Origin of the sequence: Flavobacterium sp. GSP27, assembly GCF_003970395.1 — a bacterium.
In the GTDB taxonomy this organism is placed as follows: Bacteria; Bacteroidota; Bacteroidia; order Flavobacteriales; family Flavobacteriaceae; genus Flavobacterium.
Genome location: NZ_RYDP01000017.1, coordinates 1 through 21,100, shown reverse-complemented (window position 1 = coordinate 21,100; position 21,100 = coordinate 1). Strand labels below are relative to the sequence as shown.

Below are 21,100 nucleotides of genomic sequence, written 5' to 3'. Positions count from 1 at the left end.
TCAGGATCAGGATAGGAGATTAACAATATCTGCTTCAGTACCAATTAAAAGAATTTCAGACTTACCACAAGGACGTTTTTTTTTAATTCCTCATTTGTAAATACGTAATGGATCATTGTCATAAAACAATCATAAAAACGCTTAAATTGTTAATTATCAAATAAAAATTCATTATTTTTTTATTTTGTTAAATAAAATTCGTTTTATTTTGATTTTTCGAAAACTTATTAACGAAAACGTTTGAATTTTGGTTGCTTAACTAATTTATAAAAAACACGGCTCTGTAAGTGCTGAATGTTTGCTAGTTTTACACTTTAATACTTAAATAATGCCAAAAACAATAAAAAAAGTTGGTGTTCTTACTTCGGGAGGAGACTCACCAGGTATGAATGCAGCAATTAGATCCGTTGTTCGGACATGTGCGTATCATGCTATTGAATGTATAGGAATATACAGAGGATATCAGGGAATGATTGAAGGCGACTTCAAAGAAATGGGACCTCGTAGCGTAAACAACATTGTTAATAAAGGAGGGACAATTTTGAAGTCAGCACGTTCTTTAGAATTTAAAACTCCAGAAGGAAGAAAAAAAGCACACGATAACCTGATTAAAGCAGGAATAGATGCTCTAGTAGTAATAGGGGGCGACGGTACTTTTACCGGTGGTTTGTTGTTCAATAATGAATTTGATTTTCCAGTAATGGGAATTCCGGGAACTATTGATAACGATATTTTTGGGACCACCCATACTTTAGGATATGATACCGCTTTGAATACCGTTGTGGATGTCATTGATAAAATTAGAGATACCGCAAGTTCACACAATCGTTTATTCTTTGTAGAAGTGATGGGTAGAGATGCCGGTCACATCGCTTTGAATGCCGGTATTGGTGCCGGTGCCGAAGAAATTCTGATTCCCGAAGAAGATTTAGGATTAGAGCGATTATTAGAATCCCTGCAAAAAAGCAAGGCTTCTGGTAAATCATCCAGCATTGTTGTAATAGCAGAAGGAGATAAAATAGGCAAAAACGTATTTGAATTAAAAGATTACGTAGAAGCTAATTTGCCGGAATATGATGTTAGAGTTTCTGTTCTGGGCCACATGCAACGTGGCGGTTCCCCTTCTTGTTTTGATCGGGTTCTTGCCAGTAGATTGGGCGTAAAAGCAGTTGAATCTTTGCTGGAAGGCAAGTCAAAGTTCATGGTAGGGTTAAAGAACGATACAGTTTCATTGACACCTTTGGAACAAGCCATTAAAGGCAAAACAGAAATTGATAGAGAATTATTAAGAGTTTCAGACATAATGTCTACATAAAGGGATTAAAGTTTATAGTGAGGAAATTAGACTTTAGAGCAAGTTAATATTTAAATAAACAAAAATTAAAGTAAAATGTCAAAAGTTAAATTAGGAATAAACGGTTTTGGAAGAATAGGGAGAATAGTTTTTAGAGAATCGTACAACAGAGATAATGTAGAAGTAGTTGCAATTAACGATTTATTAGATGTAGATCATTTAGCTTACTTATTAAAATACGATTCAGTTCACGGACGTTTCGCCGGAAAAGTAGAAGTGAAAGACGGAAAACTTTTTGTAAACGATAAACACATCAGAATTACTGCAGAAAGAGATCCTGCAAATCTAAAATGGAATGAAGTAGATGTAGATGTTGTAGCGGAATGTACTGGTTTTTTCACTACTATTGAAACGGCAAAAGCACACATCACCGGTGGTGCTAAAAAAGTAATTATTTCTGCACCTTCTGCTGATGCGCCAATGTTTGTAATGGGTGTAAATCATGACAAAGCGTTAGCTTCAGATACAGTGGTTTCTAATGCTTCTTGTACTACAAATTGTTTGGCTCCTTTGGCCAAAGTAATCAATGATAATTTTGGAATTGTTGAAGGTTTGATGACTACTATTCATGCAACAACTTCAACTCAAATGACAAATGACGGACCATCAAGAAAAGATTTCCGTGGCGGTAGATCAGCATTAGTCAACATGATTCCATCTAGTACAGGTGCTGCAAAAGCAGTAGGAAAAGTGATTCCGGAATTGAACGGAAAACTAACAGGGATGTCTATGCGTGTTCCTACTGTAGATGTTTCAGTAGTAGATTTGACTGTTAAATTAGCAAAAGAAACAACCTATGAAGAAATCATGGCTGTTCTAAAAACAGCTTCTGAAACCACTATGAAAGGTGTTTTAGGATATACCGAAGATGCTGTAGTATCACAAGATTTCGTTTCGGATCCCCGTACTTCAATTGTGGATGCTAATGCAGGGATTGGTTTGAATTCTACTTTTTTCAAAATTGTATCTTGGTATGATAATGAATATGGTTATTCAAGCAAATTGATCGATTTATCAGTACATATTGCAGGTTTAAAATAATTAATTATATTTACAAAGTCCCGTTATCTTTATAGTAACGGGACTTTATTTTTTATTCCCTTTTTCATTTATATTTTGTTAATACCTTCCTTTATGAAAGTATTAGGAAATATAACAACAAAACCAAAAACCAGAAAAAAATGAGATTAATAGTTGATAGTGGTTCTACCAAAGCCGATTGGATTGCAATAGATACAAATGGTAAAATATTGTTTACAACTCAAACCTTAGGATTGAATCCTGAAGTACTTGAAGAAGATGAAATTATTGAACGCTTAAATGATCGTTTTGATATTTTGCAAAACAAGAAAAATGCAACCCATTTGTTTTTTTATGGAGCAGGTTGTGGTACTGAAAGAATGAAAATTGCACTGTCTCAGGTTTTTCAAAAGTATTTTCCTAATGCTATTATAGATGTCAAAGAAGATACCTATGCAGCCGTTTATGCAACGACTCCAAAGGGAGAAAAAGCAATTGTTTCTATACTGGGGACCGGATCAAACTGCAGTTATTTTGATGGCAAAGAACTCCATCAAAAAGTACAGTCATTGGGATATATCGCCATGGATGATTGCAGCGGAAATGTTTTTGGAAAAGAATTAATCAGAAAGTACTATTTTAATAAAATGCCAAAAGAACTGGCCGTTGAATTCGAGAAAGAATACAACCTTGATCCAGATGCTATAAAAAGCAAATTGTACAAAGAACCCAATCCAAATGCGTATTTAGCGACTTTTGCGAAGTTCCTGATTCAGCACAAAGAAACGGAGTTCTGCAGAAAAATTATTTTCAAAGGAATGAAATCTTTTGTAAAAAATTACATAAAACAATACGATAACTGCAAAGAAATTCCAGTTCATTTTGTGGGGTCCATAGCCTTTTATCTCAAAGAAGAGCTGCAAGAAATATTTGATAAATATGAGTTGCAATTAGGCAATGTATTGCGACGACCTATTGATGGTTTAATTGCATATCATATTGCAAATAAATAGTTTTTCAGAGTTTATTTTTATCAAAAACCACTGTTAATTTACTTTAGAGCAAGTAAATCAACAGTGGTTTTTAATTTATAACTAATTGATAACGGACATTCTGAAATCGTTTCAACCGTTTTTCTTGTTTTAATAATGAAAGCGGAAAAAAAGCACTAAAGAATAGCGATCATTGAGATTTCAATATTCACATTTTTTGGCAAACAGGCCACTTGAACTGTTTCCCGTGCCGGAGCAGTTTTCTCGTTAAAATAGGAACCATAAACCGTATTTATTTTCCCGAAATCGGTCATATCCATAATAAATATTGTGGTTTTTACTATGTTTTCAAATGTCATTCCGGCGGCTTCCAGAACTGCTTTCATATTTTGCATGACTTGTTCTGTTTCGGCTTCGATTGAATCAAGAACTAACGTTCCAGTTGCCGGATTTATTGCAATTTGACCTGATGCATACAATGTGTTTCCTTTTAGGACTGCTTGGTTGTACGGGCCAATTGGTGCAGGAGCATTTTCTGTAAAAATTATCTTTTTCATACGTTCTATTTTATGTAATTCAATTTAGTTTAAAAGTCTCCTGGCCTAATTACCGATTTATAGTACTTCGTTTGTCCCATTTGATATCGCTGAGCACGCCTGATTTTATTCCAATGAAGAATCCCCAGTTTGCATTATCACCAAATGGAGACCAGTTAAAATCCATTCTCCAACTTAATAAATCTCTTTCAAAACGAAGCTGAGTAAAGGTAACTCCTTTTTGAACAAAATCGTACCCGGTTGATATTCCTGCTTTCCATTTTGGAGTGATATCAGCATTAGCTGAAATCATTATCGAGTTACCAATTATTTGATTCTCTCTATTATTGTTTCCATAGGTCAAAGAATAGGCAAAGGTCATATCCCATGGTAATTTTGAATTAAAAAACTCAGAAATTTTATCTTCTCCATCATCTTCCTCTTCTTCGTCAAACTGACTTTTCCTGTTGTCTCCTAAGTCCGTATTGGTACCGAACAGATCATCTCCACGGCCCCCATTTCTTCGACTTTGTTCATTTGTGTCTTTTTCTTTTTTATCATTTCCTTTACTGGAAATAGAGTAATTTAAAGTCATATTAGAACTTGTCATTCTAAAAAGGCTGCCGCCGTTGTTAATATTAAAGACATTAATTCGGTTTCCGGAGTTATCAATCGCATAGGGATCTAACGTTGCGCCAAAATTGACATTCATTTTATTTTGAAAAAGTTGGGTACCACCACTAACTCGTATCGGCGCAAAAGCTAATGAATTGACACCATCTGCATCTAAATTATAGCTGGTAGATAGGTTTAAGTTATTCAGCAGCATTATTTTTTTAGGTTCAACCTTGGTACTATCGCTATCAGTAACTTTTGCTTCAAAAGTGTTGCTCAAATCAAATCCTAACGAATTCGAATTATTCAATCCTGGGGCTCCAAAAATCCCGCTTTCAAATCTGGAATATTGTTTTGTCATTGTCCCGGTTGCATCGGATGCGTAGGTGTCATAATATTTTTCGAAACTTGGGGTATACCCATACGAAACAGATGGTCTCATGACGTGCCGAATTGATTTTATCTTTTTGTTTTCACCAAAGTTAAAAGTTCCATAAATAGTGGTTCCCAGACTTGAAGAGAAGGAATAGGTTCTAAAGGCATCAAAGCCATTAACCGTTTTATCGACTACGGTGCTTTGGTTTTGGTCAAAACTTCTTTCAATTGTTTTGGTATACCAAATTTCTTCATAATTTACGGATGTAGACGCACTGAAATATTTAAATAATTTAAAATTGGTGCTTAACGGAATACTGTGTTGGAAACCAATTTTTGCATCCCGGAACATTTGTGGCTTGAAGAATAAAGAATCGGTAGTAACAATGCTGTTTCGGCCATTCAGATTATATTGTAAATTGATGTTCTTGAAAAACCCTTTTTTTACGCCGTCTTTCCCCACAAAAGGATAAATCCGATCCACACTCAGTTGCAGTGTAGGTAGTGTCATATTGATTTCTGCGGTTTGTGTATTTTGCGAGTGAGTTGCAGTCAATGACATTCTAACTTGTGGAATTGAAGTGAATGTTTTTGAATACGACACAGAAGAACTTAAGGTATTATTTAGATTTGAACCAATATTTATCTGATTGATAGATTGTCGAAAATATTTACTACTTCCAAGATTCACAGAGGCCGAAAAACTAGAATTAGGATTCGATTTAGAGTCTTTGGAATGGGACCATTGTATGTTATAAATATTTTGTTTTAAGTAATCAGGGTAGCCTCTTTCGCTGGTAATTAAGTTTTCAAATCGAATGTTTAAGTTTCCTCTATAATTGTATCTTTTGGCATAACTGGATTCAAAACGCAACCCGTAACTGCCATTAGTATAATAATCGCCTAATACGGTTAAATCATAATTATCACTCAAGGCAAAATAATACCCTAAATTTTGCAACGAAAACCCTCGGTTGTTGGAGTCGTTATAGCTTGGTAAAATTAATCCTGAAATGCTGGTTTCTTGGCTCATTGGAAAAAAAGCAAAAGGCAATGCAATTGGAGTAGGAACATTTGCAATAACCATATTAGTCAATCCCGTAACTACTTTTTTGCCTGGGATGAATTTTACTTTGCTGGTTTGAAAATAATATTCTGGATTGTCTACATCTTTTGAAGTAGTAAAACGGGCTCCTTTTAGAAAATAAACAGAATCATTTTCTTTTTTGGTCTGCGTTGCTTTTATTTTAAATTCGCCTTGATCTGATCGTGAGTTCCAAATTAAAGCTTTTTTTGTTTTAAAATTAAATCGGATAGAATCAGGTTCAATAACATTAGTGCCCTGTTTGAAATTTGGAAACTGTGTATATGCTCCTGTAGAATCTTTGATGCGACCGGCATAAACTTCATTTTTTTCATAATTCATTACAATTATACCAGACTTCAATTCAATGTCTTGATAATACAATTCTGCGTTATTATACAAAGTAATGAGCTTTTTCTTTTGATCAATTTTAGCATATTGATCGGCTTTGTATTTTACCTTTCCGTCAAGGAATGCTTTGGTAGGCTTTATACTGTCTTTTTGTATTGAATCCTTCTCTTTTGTAGTAGTTGCAACAGTAGGAACCTTTTTGATAGTTCCTAAAGTAGTACTATCTATTTGTTTACTAACGGAAATCGCCGTCTTTTTTTTTGATATATCTTGAGAATATAATTTTCCAGACCCTAAGGATAGGAAGATTGATAATAAAACGATATTAAATAAGTTTGTATGCAAAGGTTTAAATGCTATTTTTGTAAAATTATGGCCTGTTTTTTGAGATGTCAAACTTACATATAAATTTTTGTCAAAAATAGTCAAATAAATAAATTTATACCCTTAGTCTTCTAATTAAATTAACTTATAGCTTTATGCACAACACCTATAAAATTAAAATTACAATAACTTTTTTGATGACGATAATATCGCTATCAGCCTTTTGTCAATCTAATGTTTTTAAGGTAACACTTGATGCGGGGCATGGAGATCATGATTTTGGTGCTGTATATGAAGGACGAATAGAAAAAAACATAGCTTTGGCTGTCGTTCTAAAAGTTGGTAAGTTATTAGAAGCTACTCCACAAATTGATGTGAATTTTACACGAAAAACAGATGTTTTTATTGACTTAATTGAAAGAGCCAATATTGCTAACAGATTTAATGCTAATATTTTTGTGTCAATTCATTGTAATGCCAACAGAAATACCGCTGCCGATGGCACAGAAACCTACGTGATGGGTTTAAGTAAGATAGCCTCTAACCTAGAAGCGGCTAAAAAAGAGAATTCTGTAATCACTCTTGAAAAAGATTACAAACAAAAATATGAAGGATTTGATCCAAACTCTCCGGAAACTATGATTGGGATGACCTTGATGCAGGAAGAATATTTAGACAACAGTATTTCACTGGCCAGTAAGGTAGAAGATGCTTTTGCAGATTTAGGAAAAAAAATACGTGGAGGAGGAGTTAAACAAGCGCCATTTATGGTGCTTCATAAAGCCTACATGCCACGAGTATTGATAGAAATGGGGTTTATTTCTAATCCGACTGAAGGAAATAGATTAAATTCAGAAGAAGGCCAGAACGAAATTGCCAAAGCCATTGCAGGAGCTATAATCGATTATAAAAAAGAATATTTTGGAAGTGGAGAATCGGAAGCATTTGAAGTAAAGCCTTCGCAAAAAATTATTGAAAAACAAGTTAAGGATACTGCAACGCCTTTAAAATCAAAAACAAACCTTCAAGTTATTGAAACTAAAAAAGCAATCGATAATACTAAAACCTCATTCAAAGTGCAACTTTTGGCTAGTATCAAAAAAGTAGCGCTCCTGCCTAGAAATTTTAAAGGATTAAAAAATATCTCTGTTGCCTATGAAAATAGAGTCTACAAATATATGTATGGAGAAACAACGGATTACGATGAAGCAAGAAAGCAATTAACAGAGGCAAAAGAGAAAGGATATGATACTGCTTTTTTGATCGCTTTTAAAAATGGAGAAAAAATAAGCATTCAAGAAGCGATTAAATAACAAGTGCTACAGTAGTATTGATTAAAAAAATAAGTTTTATTTCGAAAATAATACGAGCGAATTCGCAATTCTAAAAGTATTTTTATTGGTCTTGTTGAACTTTTTTTCTCAGACCGATTTATTTTAATGCGGACACGGCGGTAAAAACTCAGTAAATTTGCACAATAGTTTTGTTGAAAAGTAAATGCGCTTACGACAATATTAAAGTTAAAAAAACAGATCTAAAGATGCGTACGATGTTCAAGTAGTCTATCCCAAAACAACATATTTGTTAAACTATAACTGGTTTTATTAAATAAAAAGTTAAATGCATCTAATTTCAAAGTGTCTGAAGAGCTTCTACTGATAGCGGATGACAGGATCATTAGTATTAGTTATAAATCTAAATATCAGATTATTATTTAGCAAAAAATATCGATATGGTTAAACCTAAAAAGATACGTCCGGACACTTAATTGCATTTAATGTTGGAGAAAAAATAAGTGTAGAATAAGCTCTTAAATAATAACAACAACTTAAAATATTTTACATTAAATTTGTAAAAAATACTTGAATTTTGAAAATAACACGAGAAATTAAAACTGCTATCTTAGTAATTGCTTCTATTTTATTATTTATTTGGGGCTATAGTTTTTTGAAAGGAAGAGATCTTTTCACAAATTATAAAACATTTTATGTAGAATATAAAAGTGTTGAAGGTCTAGCCACATCCTCACCTGTTACCCTGAACGGTTTGGTGGTTGGTAAAGTAAATAGTATTACCATAAATGAAAACACAGGACTATTATTAGTTGAATTGCAATTGAAAACTGATTTTCCTATTTCTAAATCCAGTAGGGCTTCTATTTATGAGCCAGGATTTATTGGAGGAAAACAAATTGCAATTATCCCTAATTTTAAAGATAAAAGCTTGGCACTTGATGGTCAGAAATTGCAAGGCGGAGTGAAATTAGGACTTACTGATAAAGTAGGGGATCAATTAGCACCTCTTCAGGAAAAACTAGAAAAACTATTGTTAAGCACGGATAAATTAATTTCCGGTTTTAATAACGTTCTGGATCAAAAAGGGCAGCAGGATTTAAAACTCACTCTAGCTGAATTGAGCAAAACCATTGAACAATTTCATAAAGTGTCCTTAAATGTCAATACTTTATTAGAAACGAATAAAGCACAAATCAACGGAGTCGTTAGCAATTTTTCTAAAATATCGGGTAATTTTTCTAAAATATCAGATTCCTTGAATAAAGCCGATCTTGGAAAAACGGTAAAAAATCTCAATGCAACTCTAGGAAGAGTTGATGGTATTATGAGTGGTTTAGAATCTGGGAAAGGTTCTATGGGTAAATTGCTAAACGACGAGGCTTTCTACCAAAACATAAAAAACGCCACAAAAGAATTAGAATTATTATTGCAAGATATTAGACTTTATCCCACTCGATATGTCAATATTTCTTTATTTGGAAAGAAAAATAAACCGTATGTAGGTCCTGTAAATGATTCTATATCTAATGAAATAAAATAGCAATTATGAGCTACTTAGACAACATTTTATTTGCCGTTATATTGGTAATTGGTTTTGGTTATTTTTTCAACAGTGTTAAAAAAATCAGACGAAATATCAATCTTGGAACGGATGTAAATCGCTTTGATAATCCAAAAGCGCGCTGGATTAATATGGCCATGATAGCTCTTGGTCAATCAAAAATGGTCAAAAAACCTATCGCTGGAGCATTGCATATTATTGTCTATGTGGGTTTTATAATTATAAATATTGAATTGCTAGAAATTATTATCGACGGACTTTTTGGGACACATCGTGTTTTTGCTTTTTTAGGAACTACGTATGATGTGCTGATTGCTTCTTTCGAAATTTTAGCTTTTTTAGTTTTAGTAGCAGTTTTTGCTTTTTGGAGCAGAAGAAATGCCATCAAATTGAAAAGATTTGTAAGCTCTGATTTAAAAGGCTGGCCAAAAAATGATGCAAACTATATCTTGTATTTTGAGGTGGTTCTTATGACATTATTTTTATTGATGAACGCTTCTGATTTGCATTTACAAAATGTCCCCGGAGGTTTTTCTCATTTTATAAAAGCCGGTTGGTTTCCTATCAGTCAATTTATTGAACCTATCTTTAACGGAATGTCAAATGAATTGGTAATGTTGCTTTCAGAGATATTCTGGTCGTTGCATATTGTGGGTATTTTAATTTTTATGAATTACTTGTATTTTTCAAAACATTTACATATTCTGTTAGCATTCCCAAATACGTATTTTGCAAATCTAAATCCGCAAGGACAATTTGATAATTTAGAATCCGTTACTAAAGAAGTGAAGTTAATGATGGATCCTAATGCTGATCCTTTTGCGGCAGCACCAGTGGATGAGAATGCGGTTCCAAGTAAATTTGGTGCCAGTGATATTCAGGACTTAAACTGGGTTCAATTATTGAATGCGTATACCTGTACAGAATGTGGTCGTTGTATGTCAGCTTGTCCAGCCAATATTACAGGAAAAAAATTGTCTCCACGTAAAATTATGATGGATACCAGAGATCGAATGGAAGAAGTAGGAAGAAATATTGATGCCAATAAAGGTGTTTTTATTCCGGACAACAAAACATTATTAAACGATTACATCACACCAGAAGAGCTTTGGGCATGCACTTCTTGTAATGCGTGCGTGGAAGAATGTCCTGTAAACATTAGCCCGCTTTCAATTATTATGGATATGCGTCGCTATTTAGTAATGGAACAAAGTGCGGCCCCACTGCCAATAAACGCCATGATGACTAATATAGAGAATAACGGTGCGCCATGGCAATACAATCAGCAAGACCGATTGAATTGGAAAAACGAATAGGCGTTAAATCGCGTCACTGTTTAATAGGCTATTTGTATTACGAATAACCGATTTACAAATGAAGATTTTGTCATTAACCAAATAAGCAAATAACCGAATCAACAAGATAGTATGTCAGAGAATTTAATAGTGCCTACCATGGCCGAAATGTTAGCTCAAGGGAAACAACCAGAAGTTTTATTTTGGGTGGGTTGTGCAGGAAGTTTTGACGATAGAGCGAAGAAAATAACGAAGGCTTTTGTTCGGATTTTAAATCGGGCTAATGTTCCTTTTGCCGTTTTAGGTACTGAAGAAAGCTGTACAGGTGATCCTGCCAAAAGAGCTGGTAATGAGTTTTTGTTTCAAATGCAGGCCATGATGAATATTGAGGTTTTGAATGCATACGAAGCAAAAAAAATTGTTACCGCTTGTCCACATTGTTTCAATACACTAAAAAATGAATATCCGGAATTAGGCGGAAAATACGAAGTGGTTCACCACACGGAGTTTTTGAAATCCTTGTTAGATGACGGAAGGCTGACCATTGAAGGTGGACAATTCAAGGGTAAACGAATTACTTTTCACGATCCTTGTTATTTAGGAAGAGCTAATAATGTATATGAAGCACCAAGAGAATTGATTCTTAAATTGGATGCTGAATTAGTTGAAATGAAGCGTTCTAAAGCTAACGGTTTATGTTGCGGTGCAGGTGGAGCCCAAATGTTTAAAGATGCTGAACCTGGAAATAAGGAAGTCAATATAGAAAGAACCGAGGAGGCATTAGAAACAAAACCAGAAATTATTGCCGCAGGCTGTCCTTTTTGTAATACCATGATGACGGACGGTATTAAAAATAAAGAAAAAGAAGGCGAAGTAAAAGTGATGGATATTGCGGAACTAATTGCTAATGCGCAGGATCTTTAGTGTACAGTGTCTAAGTAATCAGCAATGCTCTATAATTTATTACACCTAACTTCATAAATCTACAATCTAAAATTACAAATCTAAAATCGTATGTACGTTCCATTTGAAAATTTACCCGAAGAATCTAAAATCTGGATTTATCAATCAAACAGAAAATTTTCGGATGCCGAATTTTCTGAAATAGAAAGCGCCTTGCAATCTTTTCTGGAAGGTTGGGCTGCGCATGGTACTAGTCTAGAATCCTCGTACCAATTAAAATACAACCGGTTTATCATTATTGCCGTAAATCAGGATGTACAAGCTGCAACAGGATGCTCTATAGATTCCTCTGTAGAATTTATTCAAAATTTAGAACAAAAATATACCGTAGATTTATTGGATAAAATGAACGTTACCTTCAAACTTGGAGAACATATAGCACACAAGCCGTTGATTGATTTCAAGAAAATGGTAAAAGATAAAGCGGTTACTGAAAATACCATCGTTTTCAATAATTTAGTTAATAATATAGAAGAATACAATGAATCCTGGGAAGTTCCTGCCATTGATAGCTGGCACAGTCGTTTTTTTTAAACAAAATAGTCAGATGAAAAAGATAAGCATCAGAAATAGTTTTTTTTATGTCTTATTTCTTTTTATTGCTGTTGGTTGTGTTGGTACAAAAACAAATAAGAATAAAGTAATTGTAACCAACATTCCGTCCAAAATTGAAAATTTAGACAGTATTGCTTTAAGTAATACGCCCACACTTTTTGAATTGTCTCCTCAAGGCAACAAATGGGTTGATAGTGTTTACAGCGCAATGACTTTAGAGGAAAAATTTGGACAATTGTTTATGGTTGCCGCTTATTCCAATAAAGATTCGGCGCATATTAAAGCTATTGATACACTCATAACAGATCATAAAATTGGAGGATTAATTTTCTTTCAAGGTGGACCTGTTCGTCAGGCAAAATTAACCAACCGTTTTCAATCCAAGTCAAAAACTCCATTGTTTATTGGTAGTGATGCGGAATGGGGTTTGGGTATGCGATTGGACTCTACCTACAGTTATCCCTGGAATATGACTCTTGGAGCCATCCAAGACATGAAATTATTGGAGAAAGTAGGTGTTCAAATAGGACAACAAAACAAGCGATTGGGATTGCAATTTAACTTTGCTCCAATTCTTGACATCAACTCCAATCCTAAAAATCCTATCATAGGTTTTCGTTCTTTTGGTGAAGATAAATTCAAGGTTACAGCACATGCTATTGCTTTGATGAAAGGGGTACAAAGTCAAGGCATATTTTCAACAGGAAAGCATTTTCCGGGACATGGCGATACGGATACGGATTCTCATAAAAAATTACCGACCATAAATTCCTCAAAAGAACAATTACAAAACCTAGCGTTTTATCCTTACAAAAAAATGTTTCATGAAGGACTTTCGTCCGTTATGGTAGCCCATTTAAACGTTCCCAGCATAGAACCAAGACCTAATTTTCCTTCCTCAATTTCCTACAATGTGGTTACTGATATTCTTCAGAAAGAATTGGGTTTCAAAGGACTTATTTTTACAGATGCTTTGAATATGAAAAGTGTAAGCGAATTTAAATTACCCAGTGAAATCAATTTTGAAGCTTTTATAGCCGGTAATGACGTGCTGCTGTTTCCTGAAAATGTTCCTGCTGCTATTGAGAAATTTAAATTTGCGTATTCTATAAATTTATTTACGGAGGAACGATTGGCTTTTTCCGTAAAAAAAATTCTGAAATTCAAGTACAAAGCGAATTTGAATAATTTTAAACCAATTGCCACTGAAAATTTATACACCGATTTGAATTCAGTTGAAAATGAAGCTTTACACTATGAGTTGTATGAAAATGCAATTACCGTTCTAAAAAACACGGCTGCTGTTTTGCCGATTAAAAATTTGGACAAACAAAAAATCGCTTATGTAAAAATGGGAGATGACAACAATGATGTTTTTGTTTCAACTTTAAAAAAATACACTGAAGTAACTGTGATTTCAGATGTGAATTTGGATAGTCTTCAAGTGAAATTACACCCTTTTACAACCGTAATCATTGGTTATCACAAATCAGATGTTGCTTTTAGTAATCATGATCTAAGATTGGATGAGTTGGCAAAAATTAAATTTCTAGCCCAAAATAATACTGTAATTCTGGATGTTTTTGCAAAACCATACGCTTTATTACCAATTATAAATTTTGAAGATATTGAAGGTTTAGTTGTTTCTTATCAAAATAGTGCAGTTGCACAGGTCGTTTCGGCAGAACTAATTTTTGGGGCTATTGAAGCTAAAGGGAAACTACCGGTTTCTATTAATACTAGTTTTAATGTAAATGATGGTTTGCCAACAGAAAAATTGAATCGGCTGGGATTCACAACTCCAGAAAATGTTGGGATGAATTCAAGGATTTTATCAAAAATTGACAGTATTGCTACTAAAGCAATTGACGCTAAAATGACTCCTGGAATTCAGGTATTGGTAGCCAGAAAAGGAAAAGTTATTTATCAAAAATCATTCGGTCATCATACGTATGATAGAACGATTAAAGTGCAAGACTCCGATATTTATGATGTTGCCTCATTAACGAAAATTATAGCTACATTGCCTAATGTGATGCAGCAATACGATCAGCAAAAAATAAATTTGGAAACAACATTAGGATCAATGTCTCCTATTTTTAAAGATTCCAATAAGGCAAATATTAATTTCAAGGATTTATTGTCGCATTATGCAGGTTTAGTAGCAGGAATACCATTTTACAAGGCTACAATGAATAAATCGCAATCTCCTTCTGATGTTTATTTTAGAAAAATTGCTGAAGAGCAGTTTTCGAAAAAACTAGGAGACAGTCTTTTTATACGAAATGATTTTAGTGACACAATTATGAAAATGATTGTTGAGAGTAAACTGTCATTAAAAAAAGAATACAAATACAGTGATCTTACTTTTATGATTCTGAAGGATTATTTAGAAAAGACAACGGGTAAACCATTAGATGTTTTAATTCAAGAAAATTTCTATCGTTCACTCGGGATGAACAATTCAAGTTTCAATCCATTGACTAAATTTGATAAAAACAGAATTCCGCCAACGGAAACAGATACCTATTTCCGTCGTCAACTTTTACAAGGATATGTCAATGATTTGTCCGCTGCTTTAGAAGGTGGGGTTTCAGGTCACGCAGGTGTTTTTTCGAATGCTATGGATGTGGCTAAAATAATGGAACTTTATTTACAAAAAGGAAATTATGGAAACCGGCAATATTTTTCTGAAAAAACATTTGATGATTTCAATACGTGCTATTTTTGTGCCGCCGGAAATAGGAGAGGAGTGGGCTTTGATAAACCACAATTAGGTGCTGTAGGACCTACGTGCGGTTGTGCTTCAATGACGAGTTTTGGTCACACTGGTTATACAGGTACAATGGCTTGGGCTGATCCTGAAACGCAAATTGTTTATGTGTTTTTATCTAATAGAACTTTCCCAATTGCAAGTGAAAATAGATTATCGAAAGAAAATATTCGGGAAGATATCCAAAGGGTAATTTATGAAGCGATTATAAACTAAGCAAACGTTAACGTAATAATAAAATAGTTCAAATAAAATTATAGTCAATTTCATTTGAACTATTTTTTTTAAAATGATTTTGTTAGAAGTATTTCGTTACAAAGTTCACCTGTATTATAGTATATTTGAGATAAAAACAATAGGATGAAAAATAAGAATACTGTAATTGCAAAAATCAATTTAATTGTATGGCTTTTTTGCATGACTTTTGTAAATGCTCAAAATAATGATATAAATATTCTACGAGATATCAATGTTGATCGAAATAAGAATTTAGATCCTACTTTTAAATTAATAACGAATAGTGCGGTTCCCATCGGTCTTGTTACTCCTATTATTATATATTCGGTTGGTTTATTAAAGAAAGATAATGCCGCCAAGAAACAGGCAATTTTTGTTGGAGAAGCATTCTTAGTAAATGCATTTATTACTACCGCTTTGAAACATACTATAAAAAGACAGCGACCATTTAAAACCTATCCTGATATTGATCAAGCAGCGTCGACCGTGGGTTATTCATTTCCTTCGGGACATACTTCGTCAGCTTTCGCAACGGCAACGTCACTTAGTTTAGCGTATCATAAATGGTATGTTATTGCACCGTCTTTTGTATGGGCAAGTGCCGTGGGATATTCTCGAATGCACTTAGGCGTTCATTATCCAAGCGATGTAGTGGCAGGAGCCGTTTTAGGAAGTGGGTCGGCCTACCTAACCTATAAGGCTAATAAATGGCTTAACAAGAAAAGATCAAGAATGGAAAAATAACGGTTTATACTGTTTACTGTTCTATGAAAACGTAAAATAATTCAAAATGAAAAGATTAAATTATATTTCAAAAACAGTCTGGATAGTATCACTGGTTAGTCTATTTACGGATACAGCGAGCGAAATGCTTTATCCAATAATGCCTATATACCTTAAATCGATTGGGTTCTCGATAGTATTAATTGGTGTTTTAGAAGGCTTTGCCGAGGCTTTAGCTGGATTAAGTAAAGGATATTTTGGTAAGTTATCTGATAGTTCAGGTAAACGTGTTCCATTTGTGCGTCTGGGCTACGGTTTAAGTGCTATTTCAAAACCCATGATGGCGGTATTCGTCTTCCCTCTTTGGATATTTTTTGCCAGAGCAATTGATCGTTTCGGAAAAGGAATTCGTACTGGTGCAAGAGATGCGATTTTATCTGATGAAGCAACTGCTGAAACGAAAGGAAAGATATTTGGATTTCATAGATCAATGGATACGTTTGGTGCCGTTCTAGGACCTGTTATGGCTTTGATTTATCTGCATTTTTATCCACAACAGTATAAAATGCTTTTTTATGTTGCTTTTATTCCAGGTTTACTAGCGGTATTTGCTTCTTTTTTGCTTAACGATAAACTTAAGGTACAGGCAAAGGAGGTAAAACAGATTTCGTTTTTCTCGTTTCTTAGCTATTGGAAAACAAGTCCTGCACAATATCGAAGAGTAGTAACAGGACTATTAGCTTTTGCCTTATTCAATAGTTCCGATGTTTTTTTACTTTTAAAAGCGAAGCAAGCAGGTTTAAATGATACTGTGGTAATAGAGATTTATATTTTTTACAATTTGGTTTATGCTCTTTGTGCATTTCCATTAGGAATTTTTGCTGATAAAATTGGATTGAAGAAAATGTTTACTTTTGGACTTTTTCTATTTGCAATTGTCTATTTTGGAATGGCATTTACTAAAAACAGTTATATTATTGGTGGATTATTTTTAATTTACGGTGTGTATGCTGCTGCAACCGAAGGGATTTCGAAAGCATGGATCAGTAATATTTCTGATAAAAAAGATACTGCGACTGCTATTGGAACTTATTCTGGATTTCAAAGTATTTGCGCCTTATTGGCCAGTTCTTTTGCCGGGGTCCTTTGGTATCAATTTGGTGCGAATACTACATTTTTTATTACTGGGATAACCACATTACTTATTATTATTTATTTTTCGTTTTTCATTAAATATAAAACAATTTAAAATGGCTTCCCAACACAAAACTTTACCTGACAACAAATGTTGCGCAGTAGAAGAAAAAAAAGTAAATAAAGCAGAGCAAGATGCAGGATGTTGTTCCTCTCACAGTGAGTCAGAAAATCACGATGAGGAAGATCACGATCATTCTAACGGAAATGAAAGCACCCTCAGAATGTTTTTACCATCTATAATTAGTTTTATAGGATTGCTGATTGCTTTATTGTTTGATAATTACTTTCCTCAATCTTGGTTTAATGGTTGGTTTCGAATCGTTTGGTATGTTGCAGCTTACATTCCGGTAGGGCTTCCAGTTTTGAAAGAAGCTTACGCTAGTATTGGTAAAGGAGCTATTTTTTCTGAATTTTTTCTAATGGGAATAGCTACATTAGGTGCGTTTGGAATTGGTCAATATGCCGAAGGAGTGGCTGTCATGTTATTTTACTCCATTGGTGAATTATTCCAAATGCTCGCCGTTAAAAGAGCAAAATTAAATATAAAATTATTACTGGATCAAAGACCTGATGTTGCAAACGTTGTAATGGGACAAAATGTGATTGCAATTAAAGCTTCGGAAGTGGCTATTGGAGCTGTCATAGAATTAAAACCCGGAGAAAAATTAGCATTAGATGGAATGTTGCTTTCGGATTATGCCACTTTCAATACTGCTGCATTAACAGGCGAAAGCAAACCGGATTCTAAGTCAAAAGGAGATACAATTCTTGCCGGAATGATCAATGGCACTTCTATTGCTCAAGTAGAAGTGACTACTGCATTTACAGACAGCAAATTATCTAAAATCCTCCAGATGGTGCAGGATGCCACTGCTAAAAAAGCACCAACAGAATTATTTATTAGGAAGTTTGCTAAAATATACACGCCAATAATAGTGTATCTCGCTATTGCTATATGTGTAGTGCCAATCTTATTTGCAGAAACGTATATATTTAAGGAATGGCTGTACAGAGCCTTACTGTTCTTGGTGGTTTCCTGTCCGTGTGCCTTGGTGATTTCCATTCCGTTAGGGTATTTTGGCGGAATTGGCGCCGCAAGTAAAAACGGAATATTGTTTAAAGGATCTACATTTCTGGATACTATGGCAGCTATTCAGGTAGTGGTGATGGATAAAACAGGGACTTTAACCAAAGGCGTTTTTAAAGTTCAGAAAGTAGTGTCGATAGGAATTCTGGAGTCTGATTTAGTTAACTATACTGCAGCAATTGAAGCTAAATCGACGCATCCGGTTGGTTCCGCAATAGTAGAATTTGCCAAAAATCCTAAAAATAAAATTGTTGTTTCTAATTTCACTGAGATTCCAGGCCTTGGCTTGCAAGGTGTTGTAGATGGAAATGAAATCTTGGTGGGAAGTCCTAAACTGATGAAAAAATTCCATATTGATTATGACACGGATCTTGATGCTATTCCGTACACTATTGTTGTAGTTGCCATCAATCAAAAATATACAGGTTATTTTCTTGTTGCCGATGAAATAAAAGAAGATGCAAAAGTGGCTATTGAAAGTTTACATAAAATAAATATCAAAACAATATTACTTTCTGGGGACAATCAAGCGGTAGTTTTGGCTGTAGCCAAAGAATTAAATATTGATGAAGCTTACGGAAATTTGTTGCCAGAAGATAAAGTCAATAAAGTAACCGCACTTTTAAACCAAAAATTAAAAGTTGCATTTGTTGGAGACGGAGTAAATGATGCTCCAGTCATTGCTCTGGCAGATGCGGGAATTGCTATGGGTGGTTTAGGAAGCGATGCTACTATTGAAACGGCTGATATTGTCATTCAAAATGACCAGCCCACTAAGATTTTTACCGCTATCACCATTGGAAAAAAAACAAAACAAATCGTTTGGCAAAATATTGGATTGGCTTTTTTCGTAAAACTAATAGTTCTCATTCTGGGAGCTGCTGGACTTGCCTCTATGTGGGAGGCGGTTTTTGCAGATGTGGGGGTGGCCTTATTGGCGATTTTAAATGCCGTTCGAATTCAGCGAATGAAATTTTAAATTTGTATTGCATTTAACTTAAAATTCCATAAAACACATTCCTATTTTTCTTAATTTCGTTTCATTAAATTAAATACATGAAAATTGCAATAGTTTGTTATCCTACCTTTGGAGGTAGTGGTGTTGTCGCTACAGAATTAGGACTGGAATTGGCTCGTCGTGGGCATGAAATACATTTCATAACTTACAGTCAGCCCGTACGTTTGGCACTTTTAAGTCCAAATGTGCATTACCACGAAGTAAATGTGCCTGAATATCCATTGTTTCATTACCAACCGTATGAACTGGCCTTATCGAGCAAATTAGTCGATATGGTAAAATTATATAAAATAGAATTGCTTCATGTACATTATGCTATTCCTCATGCCTATGCGGGCTATATGGCAAAACAAATGCTGAAAGACGAAGGCATTGATATTCCAATGGTGACAACATTACACGGAACAGACATCACCTTGGTAGGGAATCACCCGTTTTATAAGCCAGCAGTCACTTTTAGTATCAATAAATCAGATTTTGTGACCTCAGTATCCCAAAGTTTAAAAGACGATACGCTTAAATTATTCAATATAAAAAATGAAATTGAGGTTATTCCTAATTTTATTGAATTGAATAAAAATACAAATAACCTGAACATTCCTTGTCAACGTTCAGTCATGGCCAAGGAAAATGAACGAATTATAACGCACATCAGTAATTTTAGAAAAGTAAAACGAATTCCGGATGTCATTAAAATTTTCTATAATATTCAAAAAGAGATTCCGGCTAAATTGATGATGGTTGGTGATGGCCCTGAAAAAGAAAAAGCAGAATATTTATGTCAGGAATTGGGTATACTAGACAAGGTAATCTTTTTTGGTAACAGCAACGAAATTGATAAGATTTTGTGCTTAACTGACTTGTTTTTACTCCCATCTGAAACAGAAAGTTTTGGTTTGGCAGCCCTTGAAGCTATGGCGTGTAAAGTTCCTGTTATCTCTAGTAATTCAGGCGGTTTACCCGAAGTTAATTTTGAAGGCATTTCCGGCTATTTAAGTGATGTAGGAAATACAGAGGAAATGGCTCAAAACGCATTGAAAATTCTAAAAGATGATTTGACGCTTGCTAAATTTAAAGAAAACGCATTAGCTGTTGCCAAACAATTTGACATAAAAAATATTTTGCCCCTTTACGAAGAGTTATATCAAAAAGCCATTAATAAATACTTATAAACACACAGGAATTATTTTTGAAATTATTAAATGTAAAAACATAAAAATGAAAAAAGTAATGCTGTCGTTCCTTGCTATAACTGTCGTTTCCTGCGGTAGCGTTTCTTTAAAAAGTACAGATGCCACTACAGCGCTATATGAAGTTTTGACTCAGCAAACTAATGGTGGAGCTAGTATCCGTTTTTTTGAGATTCTTTCTGAGCCAAGCGAAATTAAAATGCTGCAGAATGATGAAAACTTAAAAAATAAGATTAATGCTAATGATATTCTGAATGCTAATTTTGTTGTTTTGAATATGGGAGAGAAAACCACTGGCGGATATGCCATAGGAATTGATAAGGTAATTGAAACAGATAAAAATATAATTATAACAGTTCAAGAAACAAATCCTGAGCCGGGTAGTATGGTGACACAAGCTTTTACGACTCCTTTTTGTGTTGTGAAAATAAATTCCAAGAAAGAGATTCTTATAAAATAAAAAATGCCACTATTTCTAGAGGGCACTGAAAAAGTCTTTTTAAAAATTAATTGTTAATAAAAAGGAGTAGAAAACTATAGTTTTTTGCTCCTTTT

The 21,100-nt window shown here is 34.1% G+C and carries 16 protein-coding genes; 14 read left to right on the top strand and 2 right to left on the bottom strand.

All coding sequences use genetic code 11. The features are described 5' to 3' along the window. Positions 1–328: 328 nt before the first annotated feature. The 3 genes from pfkA (at position 329) to EKM05_RS13065 (ending at position 3,387) form a co-directional block, all read left to right on the top strand. Positions 329–1,315 (top strand): 6-phosphofructokinase, encoded by a 987-nt coding sequence (gene pfkA, locus EKM05_RS13075; protein WP_126460027.1) that lies wholly within the window; start codon positions 329–331, stop codon positions 1,313–1,315. Between the two features lie 75 nt (positions 1,316–1,390). Beyond that, entirely contained in the window at positions 1,391–2,395 is a 1,005-nt protein-coding gene (gene gap, locus EKM05_RS13070; protein ID WP_126460023.1) for a type I glyceraldehyde-3-phosphate dehydrogenase, read from the top strand. A gap of 140 nt (positions 2,396–2,535) precedes the next feature. After that, positions 2,536–3,387 (top strand): N-acetylglucosamine kinase, encoded by an 852-nt coding sequence (locus EKM05_RS13065; protein ID WP_126460020.1) that lies wholly within the window; start codon positions 2,536–2,538, stop codon positions 3,385–3,387. A gap of 155 nt (positions 3,388–3,542) precedes the next feature. Here EKM05_RS13065 and EKM05_RS13060 read toward each other — a convergent pair whose 3' ends face one another. Together EKM05_RS13060 and EKM05_RS13055 are read right to left on the bottom strand one after the other, a co-directional pair. Next, complete coding sequence (locus EKM05_RS13060; protein WP_126460017.1) at positions 3,543–3,923, bottom strand: RidA family protein; 381 nt, start codon at positions 3,921–3,923, stop codon at positions 3,543–3,545. A 49-nt stretch (positions 3,924–3,972) separates the two neighbouring features. Further along, positions 3,973–6,723: a putative LPS assembly protein LptD gene (locus EKM05_RS13055; RefSeq protein WP_126555955.1), complete on the bottom strand. Its 2,751-nt coding sequence runs from the start codon at positions 6,721–6,723 to the stop codon at positions 3,973–3,975. Positions 6,724–6,806: 83 nt separating this feature from the next. Between EKM05_RS13055 and EKM05_RS13050 the strand changes: the two genes are divergently transcribed. The 11 genes from EKM05_RS13050 (at position 6,807) to EKM05_RS13000 (ending at position 21,005) form a co-directional block, all read left to right on the top strand. Continuing rightward, positions 6,807–7,964, top strand: coding sequence for an N-acetylmuramoyl-L-alanine amidase (locus EKM05_RS13050; protein ID WP_126460009.1), 1,158 nt, complete (start codon positions 6,807–6,809; stop codon positions 7,962–7,964). A 556-nt stretch (positions 7,965–8,520) separates the two neighbouring features. Further along, positions 8,521–9,486 carry an MlaD family protein gene (locus EKM05_RS13045; RefSeq protein WP_126460005.1) on the top strand — a complete coding sequence of 322 codons (966 nt, stop codon included), beginning with the start codon at positions 8,521–8,523 and terminating at the stop codon, positions 9,484–9,486. A 5-nt stretch (positions 9,487–9,491) separates the two neighbouring features. Then, positions 9,492–10,823 (top strand): (Fe-S)-binding protein, encoded by a 1,332-nt coding sequence (locus tag EKM05_RS13040; protein WP_126555952.1) that lies wholly within the window; start codon positions 9,492–9,494, stop codon positions 10,821–10,823. 111 nt (positions 10,824–10,934) lie between these two features. Beyond that, a complete protein-coding gene (locus EKM05_RS13035) occupies positions 10,935–11,726 on the top strand; it encodes a (Fe-S)-binding protein (RefSeq protein WP_126453357.1) in 792 nt (263 codons plus the stop codon). A 90-nt stretch (positions 11,727–11,816) separates the two neighbouring features. Further along, entirely contained in the window at positions 11,817–12,299 is a 483-nt protein-coding gene (locus EKM05_RS13030) for an ABC transporter ATPase (RefSeq protein ID WP_126459999.1), read from the top strand. 13 nt (positions 12,300–12,312) lie between these two features. After that, positions 12,313–15,309, top strand: coding sequence for a glycoside hydrolase family 3 N-terminal domain-containing protein (locus EKM05_RS13025; RefSeq protein ID WP_126555949.1), 2,997 nt, complete (start codon positions 12,313–12,315; stop codon positions 15,307–15,309). A gap of 144 nt (positions 15,310–15,453) precedes the next feature. Further along, positions 15,454–16,074 (top strand): phosphatase PAP2 family protein, encoded by a 621-nt coding sequence (locus tag EKM05_RS13020; protein ID WP_126459993.1) that lies wholly within the window; start codon positions 15,454–15,456, stop codon positions 16,072–16,074. 46 nt (positions 16,075–16,120) lie between these two features. Next, the gene (locus tag EKM05_RS13015) at positions 16,121–17,302 is read left to right on the top strand and encodes an MFS transporter (RefSeq protein WP_126459990.1); all 1,182 of its coding nucleotides are present in this window, start codon (positions 16,121–16,123) and stop codon (positions 17,300–17,302) included. Between the two features lies 1 nt (position 17,303). Further along, on the top strand, positions 17,304–19,316 hold the full coding sequence (locus tag EKM05_RS13010) for a heavy metal translocating P-type ATPase (RefSeq protein ID WP_126555945.1): 2,013 nt from the start codon (positions 17,304–17,306) through the stop codon (positions 19,314–19,316). A gap of 77 nt (positions 19,317–19,393) precedes the next feature. Continuing rightward, a complete protein-coding gene (bshA, locus tag EKM05_RS13005) occupies positions 19,394–20,527 on the top strand; it encodes an N-acetyl-alpha-D-glucosaminyl L-malate synthase BshA (RefSeq protein WP_126459984.1) in 1,134 nt (377 codons plus the stop codon). Positions 20,528–20,573: 46 nt separating this feature from the next. Continuing rightward, positions 20,574–21,005, top strand: coding sequence for a protease complex subunit PrcB family protein (locus EKM05_RS13000; RefSeq protein ID WP_126515630.1), 432 nt, complete (start codon positions 20,574–20,576; stop codon positions 21,003–21,005). Positions 21,006–21,100: the final 95 nt, after the last annotated feature.